Source organism: Mesorhizobium sp. M7A.F.Ca.CA.004.06.1.1 (assembly GCF_003999135.1).
GTDB lineage: Bacteria > Pseudomonadota > Alphaproteobacteria > Rhizobiales > Rhizobiaceae > Mesorhizobium.
This window is the reverse complement of sequence record NZ_RZPQ01000720.1, coordinates 1-3,013: the sequence shown is the minus strand read 5'-3', so window position 1 is coordinate 3,013 and position 3,013 is coordinate 1. Positions and strand designations below refer to the sequence as shown.

Genomic DNA, 3,013 nt, shown 5'->3' with positions numbered 1-3,013 from the left:
GTCTGGCCGTGGCGCGCGATATAAACCAGCGGGTACATCAGGTCTTCCGGTGCGGGATCGGGACGGACGACGGTTGGCCGGGCGTTAGTCCTTGACCGTCGAAATATCAGGCGCGTCGACCGCCTTCATGCCGACGACGTGGTAGCCCGAATCGACGTGATGCACTTCACCGGTGACGCCGCGCGACAGGTCGGACAGGAAATAGACGCCGGAATCGCCGACTTCCTCCTGCGTGACCGTCTGCTTCAGCGGCGAATTGTACTCGTTCCACTTCAGGATGTAGCGGAAATCGCCGATGCCGGAGGCGGCCAACGTCTTGATCGGGCCGGCCGAGATGGCGTTGACGCGGATCTTCTTGGCGCCGAGGTCGACCGCCAGGTAGCGCACGCTGGCCTCGAGCGCCGCCTTGGCGACACCCATGACGTTGTAGTGCGGCATCACTTTTTCGGCGCCGTAGTAGGTCAGCGTCAGCAACGAGCCGCCATCGGTCATCAGCGCCTCGGCGCGCTTGGCTATGGTGGTGAAGGAATAGACCGAAATGTCCATGGTGCGCAGGAAATTGTCGCGCGTCGTCTCGACATAGCGGCCGGTCAGTTCATCCTTGTCGGAGAAGGCGATGGCGTGGACGAGGAAATCAAGCTTGCCCCAGTGCCTGGCGACATTGGCGAAAACCTCGTCCAGGCTCGCCGGATCGGTGACGTCGCAATGGCCGGCGACAAAGGCGCCCAGTTCCGCCGCCAGCGGCTCGACGCGCTTCTTGAACGCCTCGCCCTGATAGGTCAGCGCGATCTCGGCGCCATGGTCGACGCACGACTTGGCGATGCCATAGGCGATCGACCTATTGTTGGCGACGCCAAGAATGAGGCCGCGCTTGCCGGCCATTAGGCCCTGTCCACCCGCCATGTGAGCGCTCTCCGCAAGATTTCAGCTTTGTGGGTTGCCCTATCGCACAGGCACAGAGCCCCTTCAAGCGTCCAAACCGGACAGTTCGGGGGACAAAAGCCGCCGATCAGCCTTTTTGGCCGCGCAACAGCGCTTCGAGCGCGCTGTCGCCGCCTTCCGGCAGCATGATACGCACATGAGCGTAGAGATCGCCGTGGCCGCCGGCCTTTTCCGGCAGGCCTCTGCCCTTCAGCCGCAGGACCTTGTCGGAGCTCGACCAGGCCGGAATGTTGACCGCGAGCCTGCCGGTCGGCGTCTCGACCGGCACCTTGGCGCCGAGCACCGCATCCGCCAGTACCACCGGTAGATCGGCGTGCAGGTCGCGGCCCTCGATGCGGTAGCGTGGATGTCGGCGCAGATGGATCTTGACCAGCGCGTCGCCTGGCTGGCCTGGCCCCTGCTCGCCTTGGCCCTTGAGGCGGATGGTCTGACCATCCTCGACATAGGCCGGCAGCTTGACCGCCACCTTGCGGCCGTCGGGGAACATCGCCGTCACCTTTTCGGCGGTCGCCGCTTCCTCGATGGTGATATCGAGCGTCACGTTCAGATCGGCTGCTGTCGCCTGCTGGCGGCGATCGCCCGTGCCGGGACCGCGCGCGCCCGAAAAAGTGTCGCCAAAAATCTGGCTGAAGATGTCGCTGTTGCCGTCGAACGGATCGCCACCCGGTCGGCCGGAGCGGAATTCGAACCGCGAACCGCCCGGACCCTGTTGCCGACGAAAGCCGCCAAAGGGATCGCCGCCACCGGCAGCGCCTTCAAAGCCCTGGAATCGCGGCTTGCCGTCGGCGTCGATCTCGCCGCGATCGAAAGCGGCGCGATTCTTTTCGTCGCCGACGATCTCGTAGGCCTGGTTGGCCGCGGCAAAACGGTCCTTCGCCTTGGGATCATTCGGATTCTGGTCCGGATGATGCTTCTTGGCGAGTTTCCGATACGCCGACTTTATGTCCTTGGCCGATGCGTTCCTGGCAACGCCCAGCACCTCATAGGGGTCGCGCATGTGCTTACTGCCCTGGAGTAGAGTTGAGTCTCTTGTGCCACCTATATGCGCTCGCATAGGAAGAAATTCCAGTGCTGGAGCAGCATATCAGACGCGGAAAATCAGAGCGCCTTGAAGTCCTGCATGCGCCAGCCGCCGGCGCTGGCCAGGCACAGTTCGCCTTCGAACATGGCAACGCCGTCAAAGCTTTCGCGCGAGGCCTTGAAGCGGCGGCAGGTCTGGCCGTTGTCCTTCAATTCCGCCAGATCGGTGATGGAACCGCGCGAGCCGGTGCCGGCATTGGCCCACGGCACGGCCTGCCCGCCGAGTTGCTCGATGTCGGCCGAGGAAACCGCATTGCCGATCGTCGTCTGGTCGGAGTCGCGATCCAAATTGGCCGGCGCGGCCGAAGCAGACGTGCTGCTGGTCAGGATCGAGCGGTCGACTTCGGCTTTTTCCAGGCTGAAGCCGCCGGCGCCACACGCGGCAAGCGGCAAGGCGAGCGCCACGATCGCGGCTTTCGCGCTGGCCGAAGCGATAACGCTCCATTGCCTGCTGTCAAAAGCTTGCGCGATACGCGACAATCGGCAGCCTCCCCCTTGCTTCGTAAAGAATCTTGGTTTTGTAAGAATCTTGGCTTCGTGACAATTTGAGAAAAACTATGAGTGACACTGAGTTAACAAGCGGTGACTTTACCGAGGCTGCCGAACCGTTTCGCCTCTTTGCCGCATGGCTGGACGACGCCACGAAAAGCGAGCCGAACGACCCCAACGGCGTGGCTCTGGCGACCGTCGATGCCGACGGCATGCCGGATGTGCGTATGGTGTTGCTCAAGGGGTTCGATGAAAGCGGGTTTGTCTTCTACACGAATTTCGAGAGCGCCAAGGGCCAGGAGATTCTTGGCAGCATGAAGGCGGCGATGTGTTTCCATTGGAAGTCGCTGCGCCGCCAGGTGCGCATTCGCGGACCGGTGGAGATCGTCAGCGACGCCGAAGCCGACGCCTACTATGCGACACGGCCGCGCGGCAGCCGCATCGGCGCCTGGGCTTCGAAACAATCGCGGCCGCTGGAAAGCCGCTTTGCGCTGGAGAAAGC

4 protein-coding genes are annotated in these 3,013 nt (G+C 63.0%); 1 reads left to right on the top strand and 3 read right to left on the bottom strand.

Features of this window, described 5'->3' with window-relative positions; all coding sequences use genetic code 11:
* Nucleotides 1-84 precede the first annotated feature (84 nt).
* From fabI to EN906_RS28985, 3 genes are all read right to left on the bottom strand, one after another.
* Nucleotides 85-903: an enoyl-ACP reductase FabI gene (fabI, locus tag EN906_RS28995; protein WP_127268175.1), complete on the bottom strand. Its 819-nt coding sequence runs from the start codon at nucleotides 901-903 to the stop codon at nucleotides 85-87.
* 106 nt (nucleotides 904-1,009) lie between these two features.
* Nucleotides 1,010-1,939 carry a J domain-containing protein gene (locus EN906_RS28990; RefSeq protein ID WP_127270333.1) on the bottom strand — a complete coding sequence of 310 codons (930 nt, stop codon included), beginning with the start codon at nucleotides 1,937-1,939 and terminating at the stop codon, nucleotides 1,010-1,012.
* Nucleotides 1,940-2,040: 101 nt separating this feature from the next.
* Nucleotides 2,041-2,502 (bottom strand): RT0821/Lpp0805 family surface protein, encoded by a 462-nt coding sequence (locus EN906_RS28985; RefSeq protein WP_127270334.1) that lies wholly within the window; start codon nucleotides 2,500-2,502, stop codon nucleotides 2,041-2,043.
* A gap of 77 nt (nucleotides 2,503-2,579) precedes the next feature.
* Between EN906_RS28985 and EN906_RS28980 the strand changes: the two genes are divergently transcribed.
* Nucleotides 2,580-3,013: pyridoxal 5'-phosphate synthase (locus tag EN906_RS28980; RefSeq protein ID WP_127375560.1), on the top strand; the 434-nt coding region annotated here is incomplete at its 3' end.

Coding starts and splice junctions, on each gene's coding strand:
- fabI (WP_127268175.1), bottom strand. CDS start 903: ATGGCGGGTGGACAGGGCCTAATGGCCGGCAAGCGCGGCCTCATTCTT.
- EN906_RS28990 (WP_127270333.1), bottom strand. CDS start 1,939: ATGCGCGACCCCTATGAGGTGCTGGGCGTTGCCAGGAACGCATCGGCC.